Annotated in this window: 17 protein-coding genes and 1 tRNA gene; 12 read left to right on the top strand and 6 right to left on the bottom strand. The window is 65.1% G+C overall.

The window, feature by feature from the left end:
• Positions 1–18 precede the first annotated feature (18 nt).
• The 8 genes from leuD (at position 19) to nadA (ending at position 5,604) form a co-directional block, all read left to right on the top strand.
• The gene (gene leuD, locus ASE79_RS18145; RefSeq protein ID WP_056420028.1) at positions 19–648 is read left to right on the top strand and encodes a 3-isopropylmalate dehydratase small subunit; all 630 of its coding nucleotides are present in this window, start codon (positions 19–21) and stop codon (positions 646–648) included.
• Positions 611–1,609 (top strand): NADPH:quinone oxidoreductase family protein, encoded by a 999-nt coding sequence (locus ASE79_RS18140; RefSeq protein ID WP_200910413.1) that lies wholly within the window; start codon positions 611–613, stop codon positions 1,607–1,609. The genes leuD and ASE79_RS18140 overlap by 38 nt, the downstream gene beginning before the upstream one ends.
• A 112-nt stretch (positions 1,610–1,721) precedes the next feature.
• Positions 1,722–2,045, top strand: coding sequence for a DUF1476 domain-containing protein (locus ASE79_RS18135; protein ID WP_056420021.1), 324 nt, complete (start codon positions 1,722–1,724; stop codon positions 2,043–2,045).
• Position 2,046: 1 nt separating this feature from the next.
• The gene (locus ASE79_RS18130; RefSeq protein ID WP_056420018.1) at positions 2,047–2,277 is read left to right on the top strand and encodes a BolA family protein; all 231 of its coding nucleotides are present in this window, start codon (positions 2,047–2,049) and stop codon (positions 2,275–2,277) included.
• Positions 2,278–2,287: 10 nt separating this feature from the next.
• Entirely contained in the window at positions 2,288–2,611 is a 324-nt protein-coding gene (gene grxD / locus ASE79_RS18125) for a Grx4 family monothiol glutaredoxin (protein WP_056420013.1), read from the top strand.
• 420 nt (positions 2,612–3,031) lie between these two features.
• Positions 3,032–3,889 (top strand): MBL fold metallo-hydrolase, encoded by an 858-nt coding sequence (locus ASE79_RS18120; RefSeq protein WP_056420009.1) that lies wholly within the window; start codon positions 3,032–3,034, stop codon positions 3,887–3,889.
• On the top strand, positions 3,871–4,593 hold the full coding sequence (locus ASE79_RS18115) for a DUF4230 domain-containing protein (RefSeq protein WP_056420007.1): 723 nt from the start codon (positions 3,871–3,873) through the stop codon (positions 4,591–4,593). The genes ASE79_RS18120 and ASE79_RS18115 overlap by 19 nt, the downstream gene beginning before the upstream one ends.
• A 27-nt stretch (positions 4,594–4,620) precedes the next feature.
• Positions 4,621–5,604 carry a quinolinate synthase NadA gene (nadA, locus tag ASE79_RS18110; RefSeq protein ID WP_056420006.1) on the top strand — a complete coding sequence of 328 codons (984 nt, stop codon included), beginning with the start codon at positions 4,621–4,623 and terminating at the stop codon, positions 5,602–5,604.
• Positions 5,605–5,657: 53 nt separating this feature from the next.
• On the opposite strand, the gene ASE79_RS21145 is transcribed toward nadA, so the two are convergent.
• A complete protein-coding gene (locus ASE79_RS21145) occupies positions 5,658–5,804 on the bottom strand; it encodes a hypothetical protein (protein WP_156359758.1) in 147 nt (48 codons plus the stop codon).
• A 166-nt stretch (positions 5,805–5,970) separates the two neighbouring features.
• Here ASE79_RS21145 and nadC point away from each other — a divergent pair, with 166 nt between their 5' ends.
• From nadC to ASE79_RS18095, 3 genes are read left to right on the top strand one after another with little or no spacing between them, the layout of a single operon-like run.
• Positions 5,971–6,819, top strand: a complete 849-nt coding sequence (nadC, locus tag ASE79_RS18105) for a carboxylating nicotinate-nucleotide diphosphorylase (protein WP_056420003.1) — start codon at positions 5,971–5,973, stop codon at positions 6,817–6,819.
• A gap of 58 nt (positions 6,820–6,877) precedes the next feature.
• Positions 6,878–7,351, top strand: a complete 474-nt coding sequence (locus ASE79_RS18100; RefSeq protein ID WP_056420000.1) for a hypothetical protein — start codon at positions 6,878–6,880, stop codon at positions 7,349–7,351.
• Positions 7,341–8,057, top strand: a complete 717-nt coding sequence (locus tag ASE79_RS18095; RefSeq protein WP_056419997.1) for a ribonuclease T2 family protein — start codon at positions 7,341–7,343, stop codon at positions 8,055–8,057. The genes ASE79_RS18100 and ASE79_RS18095 overlap by 11 nt, the downstream gene beginning before the upstream one ends.
• Before the next feature lie 29 nt (positions 8,058–8,086).
• On the opposite strand, the gene ASE79_RS18090 is transcribed toward ASE79_RS18095, so the two are convergent.
• Together ASE79_RS18090 and ASE79_RS18085 are read right to left on the bottom strand one after the other, a co-directional pair.
• Positions 8,087–8,512 (bottom strand): DUF4112 domain-containing protein, encoded by a 426-nt coding sequence (locus tag ASE79_RS18090; protein WP_056419994.1) that lies wholly within the window; start codon positions 8,510–8,512, stop codon positions 8,087–8,089.
• 5 nt (positions 8,513–8,517) lie between these two features.
• A complete protein-coding gene (locus tag ASE79_RS18085) occupies positions 8,518–9,714 on the bottom strand; it encodes an ABC transporter substrate-binding protein (RefSeq protein ID WP_235517050.1) in 1,197 nt (398 codons plus the stop codon).
• Between ASE79_RS18085 and ASE79_RS21790 the strand changes: the two genes are divergently transcribed.
• Positions 9,713–9,913: a hypothetical protein gene (locus ASE79_RS21790; protein WP_235517049.1), complete on the top strand. Its 201-nt coding sequence runs from the start codon at positions 9,713–9,715 to the stop codon at positions 9,911–9,913. The two genes, ASE79_RS18085 and ASE79_RS21790, sit on opposite strands and share 2 nt — an antisense overlap.
• 58 nt (positions 9,914–9,971) lie before the next feature.
• Here the strand turns inward: ASE79_RS21790 and ASE79_RS18080 are convergent.
• The 3 genes from ASE79_RS18080 to rpsA form a co-directional block, all read right to left on the bottom strand.
• Positions 9,972–10,055 (bottom strand) — tRNA-Leu (locus ASE79_RS18080).
• Between the two features lie 94 nt (positions 10,056–10,149).
• On the bottom strand, positions 10,150–10,428 hold the full coding sequence (gene ihfB / locus ASE79_RS18075) for an integration host factor subunit beta (RefSeq protein WP_055879632.1): 279 nt from the start codon (positions 10,426–10,428) through the stop codon (positions 10,150–10,152).
• Positions 10,429–10,588: 160 nt separating this feature from the next.
• Entirely contained in the window at positions 10,589–12,307 is a 1,719-nt protein-coding gene (gene rpsA / locus ASE79_RS18070; protein WP_055879635.1) for a 30S ribosomal protein S1, read from the bottom strand.
• Positions 12,308–12,581 lie beyond the last annotated feature (274 nt).

Here is a 12,581-nt window from a genome sequence, read left to right as displayed (position 1 = left end):
GGAGCGCACGGAACAGCGATGACTCCCGTCACCACCGTCTCGGGTCGCGCCTATCCGTGGGGCGCGAAGAACATCGATACCGATGTCATCATCCCCGCGCACTGGCTCAAGACGATCACGCGCACCGGGCTCGGCCGCGGCGCGTTCGAGACGGTGCGCGCGCAACCCGGCAACATCTTCGACGACCCGCGCTACGCCGGATCGCCGATCCTGATCGCGGGCGACAATTTCGGCTGCGGCTCGAGCCGCGAGCACGCCGCCTGGGCGCTTGCCGACATGGGCATCACCGCGGTGATCGCGCCGAGCTTCTCCGACATCTTCTCGGGGAACGCGTTCAAGAACGGGATCGTGCCCGTCGTCCTCCCGCAGGAGGCGATCGACCGCCTGCTGGAGGTCGCACAGGACCAGATCGTCACCGTCGATCTCGAGACGATGACCGTGACCACCCCGTTCCAGGATCGCTTCAGCTTCGAACTCGACGCATTCCGTCGCCAGTGTCTCATGGAAGGGCTGGACGAAGTCGGCCTGACGCTGGCAAGGGATACCCAGATTTCGAAATTCGAGGAGGCGGTCGCATCGAATCGCCCCTGGACGACGGTGGAGAGCGGGTATGCGAGCATTGGTGTCGAAGGCGATCGGCGGACCTGAAACTCTGGAAATGGTCGAGCTGCCCGATCTGGTGGCTGGCCCCGGACAGGTCGTCGTCGCGGTCAAGGCCTGCGCGATCAACTTTCCCGACGTCCTGATCATCGAGGACAAATACCAGTTCAAGCCGGAGCGGCCGTTCGCACCGGGTGGCGAGATCGCCGGCACGATCGATTCGATCGGCGAGGGCGTCGCCGGCTGGGCTGTCGGTGACCGTGTCATTGCGATGCTCGGCCATGGCGGTCTTTGCGAGAAGGTGATCGCCGACCCCGCCAAGCTCTACCGCCTCCCCGAGGGCCGCAGCTTTGCCGAAGGCGCGTCGCTGATCCTCACCTACGGCACGACGATCCACGCGCTGCTCGACCGCGGCCATATCAAGGCGGGGCAGACGCTGCTGGTGCTGGGTGCGGCCGGCGGCGTCGGTCTGGCCGCGATCGAGCTGGGCAAGGCGTTTGGGGCCAAGGTCGTCGCCGCGGTGTCGTCCGAAGAGAAGGCCGCCGCGGCGAAATCCGCGGGTGCCGACGACACGCTGATCTATGCCCGCGCGCCGTTCGACAAGGCGCAGTCGAAGACGCTCGCCGAACAGTTCAAGGCAGCGGTCGGTCGCGATGGCGCACACGTGATCTACGATCCGGTGGGCGGCGATTATGCCGAGCCCGCGTTGCGCTCGATCGCCTGGGAGGGGCGGTACCTCGTGGTCGGCTTCCCCGCCGGCATTCCCAAGCTGCCGCTCAACCTGACGCTGCTCAAGAGCTGCGACGTCTGCGGCGTCTTCTGGGGCGCGTTCGCGGCGCGCGATCCGAAGGCCAACCAGGCGCATATCGAAACGCTGTTCGATCTCTGGGCAGAGGCGAAGATCGCGCCGCGAGTCACCGAAATGTTCGCGTTCGAGGACGGTGGCAAGGCGATCGCAAAGATGGCCGCGCGCGGTGCGATCGGCAAGCTGGTGGTCGACATCGGCTGACGCCACCGCGTCGGCGATCGACAAGTCGCGCCCGGCGGGTGCGGCATTGTTGCGCATGCGCCGTGCGCGACCTATCTCGGAGCCGTATGAGACTGCACCGGGGACCCGCGCTATGACCACATTCGACGATCGCGATCGTGCCAGCGAGGCGCATTTCGTGCGCGAGGATGAAATGGCATTTCGGATCACCGCGCGGCGCAATCGCCTGCTCGGTGTGTGGGCGGCACATGAGATGAACCTGACGCCTGAGGAAACCGACGCCTATGCCACCGCGCTCGTCCATGCCGACATGGAAGGCGGCGGCGATGACGACGTCGTCCGCAAGCTGGTCGGCGACATGACGGCCGCCGGGCTAGACCATGACGAGGCGACCGTCCGCCGCGCGCTTGCGCAGCAGATGATCGAGGCACGTCGCCAGTTGATGGAGGCACAATAAGATGCCGATGGCTGCCGATGACATCGCGACGATGATCCGCGACGCGATTCCCGATGCGCAGGTCGAGATTACCGATCTTGCCGGTGACGGCGATCATTATGCCGCGAAGGTCGTTGCACCGAGTTTCGCCGGCATGAGCCGCGTGAAGCAGCACCAGGCCGTTTACGCCGCACTCGGCGGCCGCATGGGCGGCGTGCTGCACGCGCTCCAGCTTACCACTGCAATTTCCTGAGGACGAAGACATGACCGACGACACAAACGCCCGCATCGACGCCGTGGTGAAGGCCAGCCCCGTAGTATTGTTCATGAAGGGCAGCCCGCTGTTCCCGCAGTGCGGCTTTTCCAGCCGCGCGATTGCGATCCTCAACCATCTCGAGGTCGAGTTTGAGAGCGTCGACGTGTTGCAGGACCAGGGCATCCGCCAGGGTATCAAGGCGTACTCGGATTGGCCGACGATTCCGCAGCTCTATGTCGACGGTGAGTTCGTCGGCGGTTCGGACATCATGATGGAAATGTACGAAAGCGGCGAACTCGCGCAGCTGTTCGAGCAGCAGAAGACGGTCTGAAGTTGCGGTGGGGTAGGGCGCAGTATCCCGTGGATCACCGCGCTCAGTATGCCTCACCTCACCTCCGTCATCCTGACGAAAATCAGGATCGAGAGACACGAAAAGCGGCCCTTCGTCATCCTGGATCCTGACATTCGTCGGGATGACGAGTGCGGTGCGCATGTATCTTGAGGTGGCACCGGGGAGGGTGGATCGACGCGAGACCGGAAGGAAGCGGTCGATCCACCCTGCATGAACGCAGCAGCGTTCGGTGACATTCCCAACCTTGCACCCTGCGTGCCAGATTCCAGCGACCGCGGTTTTGTGCGGTACACGATAGTTAATCCCGATATTGGGTTGCGGCGACTTGTAAAGATCGCCGACATTCGGTCGTAACACTGAGGTATTGCCATCAGCTTACGAAGCCGCCATTTCGATCCCATGGCTGAGCATCCGACCGGTACCCCGATCCAGCTCGAGCCGCTCGTTATCCGCGTGCTCGCGCCCAATCCGTCGCCTTTCACGCACACGGGTACCCAGACGCATATCGTCGGCCGTAGCGACGTGGCGGTGATCGATCCCGGACCCGACGATCCCGCGCATATCGCTGCCTTGCTGCGCGCCATCGATGGTCGCCCCGTGACCGCGATCGTCGTCACGCACCACCACCGCGATCACAGCCCTGCGACACGACCGCTACAGGCGCTCACCGGCGCGCCGATCGTCGGCGCCGCGCCGTTCGATCTGGATGATGCCGGCGCGCGCGCGGATGCGTCGTTCGACAGCGCCTATGCGCCCGACCGCGTGATGGTCGAGGGGGATAGGATCGAGGGCAATGGCTGGACGCTGGAGGCGATTGCGACGCCGGGCCATACCTCGAACCATCTCGCCTTCGCGTTGCCTGAGACGGGGGCGCTGTTCTCCGGCGATCACGTGATGGGCTGGTCGACGACGATCGTGTCGCCCCCCGACGGCAACATGACGGCGTACATGGCGAGCCTCGAAAAGCTCATGGGCCGCGATGACCGCGTTTATTATCCCGGGCACGGCGAGGCGATCGAGAAGCCGCAGCGGCTCGTCCGCGGCATGCTCGGCCATCGCAAGCAGCGCGAGGGGCAGATCCTGCGCCTGCTCCGCGAGGCCGCGCGGTCGATCCCCGCGATGGTCGAGCGTATGTATGCAGGGCTAGACCCGCGGCTCGTGCCCGCGGCCGAGCGATCGGTGCTTGCGCATCTCTACGATTTGCAAACCCGCGGACTGGTGATCGAGGAAGGCGAAGCATGGCAGACGACAACCTGACTCCCGCACGCGGTGGCGGCATCGGCGGCTTCCTGGCCAAGGCGGTCGGCGTGGTCGTCATCCTCGTCCTCGCCAGCCTGCTCGCGCTCTGGGGCGTGCAGCGCTATGTCAGCGACCGCCTGACCCCCGACCCCACCACCATTGCGAGCGCGAGCCTCCAGGGCCTGCGCGAACAGAATCGCCTTTCCGCCTTCGCCGCGCGCTATGTCGCGGTCGTCACCTCCAAACAGTCGCAGCTCGGCTTCACCACCGAGAAGACGCTGATCATGCCCGGCATGGTGCGCTACGAGGTCGACATGGCCAAGCTCACCCAGTCTGATGTCGCCTGGGACGGCGCGAGCAAGACGCTGTCGGTGCGCCTGCCCGCAGTCGAGGCGGATGGCCCGCAAGTCGACCTGAATGCGGTCCGCGAATATGGCTCGGGGGGTGTGCTGACGACGTTCACCGACGCCGAAAAGCGTCTCGACGCCGCCAACCGCCGTGCCGGCCAGATCGAGCTGATCCGTCAGGCGCGCGAGCCGGCGATGATCACGCTCGCGCGCGATGCCACGCGCCGGGCGGTCGAGCGGAGTTTCGCGATGCCGTTGCGCGCTGCCGGGATCGACGCCACCGTCGCGGTGCGCTTCGCCGACGAGCCGACCGCAAGCACCGAGCGCTGGGATACCTCGCGCTCGTTGCAGGACGTGCTAGGGAACAGGCCTTAAGAGACGGGCAGCACTCGGGATACGACCATGGAATTGAACCAAAACTTCGCCGGCATCGACATTCGCGCCGAGATCGAGCGGCTCCGCAAGGAGAAGAACGCCGTCATCCTCGCGCATTATTACCAGAAGCCCGAGCTTCAGGATCTGGCGGATTTCGTCGGCGACAGCCTCGATCTGTCACGCAAGGCCGCCGCTACCGACGCCGATGTGATCGCGTTCTGCGGCGTGCGCTTCATGGCTGAGACCGCCAAGATCCTGTCGCCCGACAAGATCGTCGTATTGCCCGACATGGATGCCGGCTGCAGCCTCGAGGACAGCTGCCCGCCCGAGCAGTTCGCCGCGTTCCGCGCCAAGCATCCCGATCACATCGCGCTGACCTACATCAACTGCTCGACCGAGGTGAAGGCGCTGTCCGACATCATCGTGACCTCGTCGTCGGCGGACACGATCCTCGCGCAGATCCCGCCCGAGCAGAAGATCATCTTCGGCCCCGACCGCAATCTCGGCGGCTATCTCGCGCGCAAGACCGGTCGCGACATGCTGCTGTGGCCGGGCGTGTGCATCGTCCACGAGGCGTTCAGCGAAACCGAGCTGATGAAGCTCAAGGCACAGCATCCAGGGGCACCCGTGGTGGCGCATCCCGAATGCCCGCCGATCATCCTCGATCACGCCGATTATGTCGGCTCAACGCGCGGTATCCTCGATTACGCGCTGGCGATGCCGGGCGATACGCTGATCGTCGCGACCGAGCCGCACATTATCCACCAGATGGAAAAGGCATTGCCGAACAAGCGCTTCATCGGTGCACCGGGCGCGGACGGCAACTGCAACTGCAACATCTGCCCGTACATGGCGCTCAACACGCTCGAGAAGCTGTACGTCGCGCTGCGCGATCTTTCGCCGCGCATCGAGATCGAGGAGGGGCTGCGGCTTCAGGCCAAGAAGAGCCTGGATCGGATGCTGGAAATGGCGTCGAATACGGTAGGTAAGGGCGATCTTGGCCCCAAGTAAGGCGGGCAACGGTCGGGGAGACGAGTCTGCCTCTCCGACCGTATAGCTAGCCGTCAGGCGGTGGGCTCGTCTCCGCCGAGTTCAGCCAGCGCCTGGTCAATATGGATCGCCGCCAGCGGCATCTGCAACGCGTCCGCCAGCGCGAGAGCCTCATGCAGCAAGGCGCTCAAACGTGCTGTGTCGGTCGTCGTGGTATGCATAGCTAAATCCTCGGATAACGTTCGCGAAACCCGCGAACCACTTATTCGTTCCGGCCCTTGTAAAATATTATACGGGCTGCTCACCGGCGTAAATCTGCTGTTCCGGAGCACCGATTTTTGGCACCGGATCCGGCATCGCCGACCGGTGATATTTGGGAGACGCTAGGTGAACGCAACATTGCCCGACTCGTTCGATATCGGCGCCTTCGTCGCCGCGACGCTGGCGGAGGATCTCGGGACGATCGGCGACATCACCTCGGCCGCCGTCATTCCCGCCGACGCGCGGTTTACCGGCGTGATGGACAGCCGTGATCCGATCGTCGTGGCCGGACTGGCGCTTGCCGAAGCCTTTTTCCGCACGCTCGATCCCGATGTCCGGATCGAACGGCTGGTGCAGGACGGCGACTTGGTGGCGGCCGACACCGACCTGCTCCGGCTGGAGGGGGCAGGGCGCGCGTTGCTGACGGCGGAGCGTTCGGCGCTCAACACCGTCCAGCATCTGTCGGGCATCGCGACGATGACGCATCGGTACGTCGACGCGATGGCGGGGACAGGGGCGATCCTGCTCGACACGCGCAAGACGATCCCCGGGCTGCGCGTGCTCGAGAAATACGCAACCCGGATGGGCGGTGCGCAGAACCACCGGATGGGGCTGTGGGATGCGGCGATGATCAAGGACAATCATGTCGCGGTCGCTGGCGGCGTCAGCGAGGCGGTGCGCCGGGCCAAGGCCGCGGGGATCGCGCATATCATTGTCGAGGTCGACCGGATCGACCAGATCGAGCCCGCGCTCGCGGCGGGCGCGACGCACCTGTTGCTCGACAACATGCCGCCGCCCACCTTGCGCTGCGCGGTCGCGCTGGTCGCCGGACGCGTGCCGACCGAGGCGTCGGGGGGCGTCAACCTGGAGACGATCCGGGTGATCGCCGAAACCGGCGTCACCTATGTCTCGGTTGGCCGCTTGACGCAGTCCGCACCCGCGGCGGATATAGGGCTGGATTTTACGACCGCTTGATCGCCGTTGCAGTGCGGTGTGGCGTCCGTGACGCACTACCGGGCAAAGGGCCGAGACTATGAACAGACCGCCATCCATACGCTGGTACGAACGGCTGTACCTTGCGTCGTTCGTGCTGGGGCTCGTCGCTTCCGCGGTCAGCTGGACGCAGCGTTCCGCGGTCCTGCACGCCAATCCGATCCTGGCCAAGGCCGAGTGGATCCTGCCGACGACGCAGGCGATGAGCATCGCGATCGCGCTGCTGCTCTGGTACTTCACCGCACGCCGCCCGAACATCGTCGCCAAATGGGTCGTCGTGGTGTTCGCGGTGATCGGCGCGCTCAGCATCCTGCTGTCGCTCGGGACGCTGGCGATGGCGCGCGCGGTAAACGGCACGACGTTGTCGCTGTCGGTGCTGGCCAACCTGCTCTACATCGCCGCCGCGGTGATGCTGTTCAAATTCGACGCGCAACTATGGTTTGGCGAGACGCCCGAGATGGACGACGAGGGTGACGACTATGTCAGCGATAGGGACGTGCCGCATGTCGGGTAAGATGACACTCGCCGCCGTCGCGGTGTTGGCGGTACCGGTTGCGGCGCACGCGCAGGCCTATCAATGCTCGGCGCCGTCCTCGGTCGAGCGAGTCCACCAGGATCTGCCGTCCGAGAGCCAGCCCAAGCGCGTCATCCCGATCGGCAGCTATACGCTTGCGATCACCTGGGCCCCGCAATATTGCCGCGACAATGGTGATCGGCCGGGGTCGGCGTTCCAGTGCGGGGCGGAAAACCGGTTCGGTTTCACGCTGCATGGGCTCTGGCCCGACGGTGTCGGCAAGGACTGGCCGCAATATTGTCGCGAGGCCGAATTCGTCCCGCCGCCGGTGATCCGGGCGCATCTGTGCACGACGCCGTCGGCGCAGTTGCTCCAGCACGAATGGGCAAAGCATGGCACCTGCATGCCCGGCTATCGTCCGGCGCAGTATTTCGCGCAGTCCGCTGCGTTGTACGGCAAGCTCCGATTCCCCGACATGGACGCAGCGTCGCGCACGTTGCTGACGGCGGCGCGGTTCGCGGCGCTGATGGCCGGCGCCAATCCCGGGCTCAAGCCGGACATGATGCGCGTGACCGCCACGAAGCAGGGCTGGCTCGACGAGATCTGGATCTGTCTCGATCGTCGGTTCCGCTACCGCCGATGCCCGGTTCACCAGGGCGGGCTTGCCCCCGCGGCGCCGCTCAAGATCTGGCGCGGCGCGCGCTAGTCACGCGCGCCGCCTCGACCGTTACGCGCTCAGAGGTCGAGCGTGGCGGTCGAGGGGTGATGCTTGTCGAGATGCCGCTTGATGATGCGCAGGTTGCGCGTGTTCGAGCGGAAGAAGAAATCGGGGATCGCGCCGACGAACGGGATCATCCCCAGCGCCCAGTCGACGCCGACATTACCGAACATCCGCGCCATCTGGACCTTTGACATGCCGATGTTGCGCGCTTCCCACGCCATCCAACCGCCGACCGCCGCCGCGATCGTGCTGCCGGCAAAGGGAATGACGTCGAGGATCACGTCGAGACCGACCTTGCGGTTCGTCCCGGGGATCACGAACAACCCCTCCATGACTCGCTCCATCGCCTCCACCCGGCGGCGGACCGACAAGGCGTCGCGCCCCATCGGCAGCGTGTCGAGGATCGATCCGGGCGCTAGGCGTGTCGGGCGTTGTGTCATGGATATCAGTTGGTGTCGGCGCGCAACCGGTTCAACGGGTGCCAGGCGCGGACGTTGGGCTGCCACTGCCTCAACCGCGTGGACACCAGAGACCATCGGAGCGGCCGCGCGAGCGGAATGAAGGCGACGTCCGCATTCATTGCGGCATCCGCCTCGGCGATCCGTCGGGCGCGGTCGGCAAGAGTCGGTGCCTCGCGCGCGGCGGTGATCGCTGCCTGCGCACCGTCCCCGCACAGGACGCAGGCGGTGGCGAGGTACCAGCGCGCGCTGTCATAGGGCGCGACCGCATCGACCAGCACCAGCTCGGCTTCGGCATCCTGTGCGACACGCTCAGGCGTGATCCCGACGGCGATCAGCGAGGCCGCGACCTGCGCATAGAGCAACGTCGCACCGGGGCCGCTCGGGACTGCGATCCGGAGCGACACCGGTCCGCCCGACCATGCGGCCACCCGCTGCCGTGCCGCAATCCGGCGCTCGTCCTGTGTCAGCAGCGTCCAGCCTGGAACCTGCGGCAGCGCGGCGGAATCGAGGATGTCGGGCAGGATGCGATCCGCCGCATCCCAGTTCGGCGCGATCGCGGCGGTCAGCGCGGTGCGATCGATCGCCTCCGCCACCGCCTCGCGGTTCGCGGCATCGGCGAGGAACCCATCGCGGCGCACGATCGCGAGTCCGAACAGGCCGGCGGCAGGATCGACGCGGAGGTTGGCCGGAGACACTTCGGCGGTCGCCAGCAAGGGCCAGTCGACGAAGCTGCCACCGCTGACCAGATCCGAATCATGATGCGCGAATCGTGCGATCGCGCGCGCTGCCCGCTCGCCGATCAGCCGGACGTCCTCCTCGGGTCTGGTCGCGCGCTGGTCTTCGGGGTCGGCCTGGTTGGGATCGAAGGCGGGGCGCAGCAGCGGCGACCGCCCGCGCGAGGCGACGCGAAACGGTCCGCTTCCGCCGGCGGGCGTCACGCGGAGAAGCGCAAGCTCGGGCTGCGCGAACAGCTTGAGCAGGTCGGGGCGCGGGCGGCCCAGCCGGACTTCGATCACCTGCGGGGTCATCGCGACGATCTCGTCGATCGCGGTGAGAAACGGTGCGAGCGGATTGCGCGAGCCGGATGCGATCTGTCGGTTGAGGATCGCAACGACCTGGTCGGCGGTGACTGGCGTACCGTCGCCCCAATCGCCTTCGCGCAGGCGGAAGATATAGCTCATGCCGCCGTCGATCACGATCCAGCGCTCGGCCAGGCCGGGCTCGATCTGGCCTGCGGCGTCGAACCGGACCAGGCCTTGCGCGGTCGAGTCGATCAGCAGGCGGCTCGGCGTGTCGATCGGCTGGCGGCGGGGATCGACGAGACGGGGCGGGGCGCCGATCGCGCTAACGATGACGGGCCCGGTATCGGGACGTCGCTGATCGCAGCCGCTCAGTATCGTGCCGAGCCCACAGCAGAGGCTTATAAAGAGAGCCGCTTTGGTGCGGACGGCGGGACTCGAACCCGCACTCCTAGGGAGGGAGATTTTAAGTCTCCTGCGTCTACCGGTTTCGCCACGTCCGCACACACCCCCAACAAGACGACGCCGTCCGTCGGGTCAACCCATCAAGGGTAGAAACTCGACCGAACGGCGCCGGATGCTGGAAATTGACGCGCGTCACACGTTCAGGCGTGCGCGCATTTCCTTGCCAGGCTTGAAATAGGGAACGCGTTTCGCGTCGACCGCGACGACTTCGCCGGTGCGTGGGTTGCGGCCGGTGCGCGCATCGCGTGCCCGTGTGGAGAAGGCGCCGAAGCCGCGCAGCTCGACCCGGCCGTCAGCCGCCAGGCGCTTCGAGATCTCGTCGAAAAACGTGCTGACGATCAACTCGACTTCGTTCGGTTGCAGGTCCGGATGCGCCTCGGCGATCTTGAGGACCAGTTCAGATCGAATCATTCGTTTTCCCGCTCGTTTGGCAGTTCCGCTTGTTGACCTAAGTCAACTTGCGAAGCGTTAGCACTAAATCGAGCGTAATGAAAAACCAAAATGGAATAGGCAATAAAAAGCCCGGCATGTTTGGGACATGCCGGGCCAATTTATCGGTAAGGCGTTAACCTTACTTCTTTTCGGCTTCCGTGCGAGCCTTCAAGGCTTCGCCCAAGATGTTGCCCAGAGTCGCGCCGGAATCCGACGAACCATACTGTGCGACAGCCTGCTTCTCTTCCGAGATCTGCATTGCCTTGATCGAGAAGGTCGGCTTCTTCGAACGATCGAAGCCCGTCACCATCGCGTCGAACTTCTGGCCGACCTGGAAACGCTCCGGACGCTGCTCGTCGCGATCGCGACCCAGATCCGTGCGCTTGATGAAGCCGGTCGCGCCATCGTCGCCCTGCTGTACTTCCAGCCCTGCGTCGCGGACTTCGAGAACGGTGACCGTGACGATCGCGTTCTTGTTCAGCTTGTCGCCTGCTGCTGCGATGCCGCCGGCCGAAGGCCCGCCACGCTCGAGCTGCTTCATGCCGAGCGAGATGCGCTCCTTCTCGGCGTCGATGTCGAGCACGACGGCCTCGACGGTCTCACCCTTGCGATGCAGGTTGAGCGCGTCCTCGCCCGAAACGCCCCAGGCGATGTCGGACATGTGGACCATGCCGTCGACGTCGTTGTCGAGGCCGATGAACAGACCGAATTCGGTCGCGTTCTTGACTTCGCCCTCAACGGTCGAGCCGATCGGATGCGCGGCAGCGAAGGCCTCCCAAGGATTGGCCTGAGCCTGCTTGAGGCCGAGCGAGATGCGACGCTTCTCGGAATCGACTTCGAGGACCATGACGTCGACTTCCTGCGAGGTCGACACGATCTTGCCCGGATGGACGTTCTTCTTGGTCCAGGACATTTCCGACACGTGGACGAGGCCTTCGATGCCCGCTTCCAGCTCGACGAACGCACCATATTCGGTGATGTTCGTGACGCGGCCGGTGAGCTTTGCGCCGACCGGATACTTGACCATCGCGCCATCCCAGGGATCGCTCTCCAGCTGCTTCATGCCGAGGCTGATGCGCTGGGTATCCTTGTTGATGCGGATGATCTGCACCTTGACGGTGTCGCCGATGTTCAGGACTTCGCTCGGGTGACCGACGCGCTTGTAGCTGAGATCGGTGACGTGCAGCAGGCCATCGATGCCGCCGAGGTCAACGAACGCACCGTAGTCGGTGATGTTCTTGACGACGCCGTCGATGATCTGGCCCTCGGCGAGGCTGAGGATCAGGCCCGAACGCTGCTCGGCGCGCGTCTCTTCGAGAACGGCGCGACGCGACACGACGATGTTGCCGCGCTTGCGGTCCATCTTGAGGATCTGGAAGGGCTGGGGGATGTCCATCAGCGGGGTGACGTCGCGCACGGGGCGGATATCGACCTGCGAACCCGGCAGGAACGCGACGGCGCCGTTCAGGTCGACGGTGAAGCCACCCTTCACGCGGCCGAAGATCACGCCCTCTACGCGGGTCGTCTTCGAGAATTCGGTTTCCAGCTTGTCCCATGCGGCTTCGCGGCGCGCACGATCGCGGCTGAGCATTGCTTCGCCATGGACGTTCTCGACGCGGTCGACATAGACTTCGACTTCGTCGCCGACCTTGAGGTCAGCCTTCTGGCCCGGCGCTGCGAATTCGCGAAGCGGCACGCGGCCTTCCGACTTCAGACCGACGTCGATGACGGCCATGTCGTTCTCGATGCCGGTCACGGTGCCATGCACCACGCGGCCCTCGAAGCTGTCGGCGTCGCCGAGCGTTTCGTTCAGCATCGCCGCGAAATCGTCGCGGGTCGGCATTACCTGGGTTGCCATAGAATTCAGTAATCCTAGTCTGTTTCCGGCCAAGCGGTTGGGTCCGCTGGTCTTGGCCTTCGTTGCCGCGACGACCGAATGTCGAACGCGGCATCCGGACGGCACGAGGCGCAGAGGACGTAGACGCTGCATGCGAAAACGGCGCGTGAGACTCACAGGTCTCCGCGCCTTCCTCCACGAGCATCGCTCGCCGGACGTCTCCGTGTAGCGGAAACCACGTCTCGGAGCAAGTTCGCCGCTGCAGCGTTAGGGGCTGCTCACAACAGGAGCGAAG

The organism is Sphingomonas sp. Leaf28, assembly GCF_001421685.1.
Classification (GTDB): domain Bacteria; phylum Pseudomonadota; class Alphaproteobacteria; order Sphingomonadales; family Sphingomonadaceae; genus Sphingomonas; species Sphingomonas aurantiaca.
This window is presented reverse-complemented; position numbering and strand designations above follow the sequence as displayed.